We start from the raw sequence: 230 nt of genomic DNA on the forward strand, positions 1-230 counted from the left end.
CGAGCAGCACGCCGACGCTCACCGCGCCGGAGTAGTTCACCTGGGCGATCTGGACGGCCTTCGCCTGGTCCTGCCAGAGCTCCTCGGCGTCACCGAGCAGGCCGAAGGCGACGATCGCCACGTCGATGTCGGCGAGCTTCCACGCCGCGTCGATCACGCCAGGGTGGGAGGGGAAATCGGTCGCATCGAACTCGAGCACGTCCACGGCCGACGCACCGGCCGCGGTCAGC

Annotated in this window: 1 pseudogene; it reads right to left on the reverse strand. The window is 70.0% G+C overall.

The features are described 5' to 3' along the window. Positions 1 to 230, reverse strand: a pseudogene (locus tag BN358_RS11220) (decaprenylphospho-beta-D-erythro-pentofuranosid-2-ulose 2-reductase); the annotation flags it as partial.

The sequence above is a fragment of the Sedimentibacter sp. B4 genome, from assembly GCF_000309315.1.
Taxonomy (GTDB): domain Bacteria; phylum Bacillota; class Clostridia; order Tissierellales; family Sedimentibacteraceae; genus Sedimentibacter; species Sedimentibacter saalensis.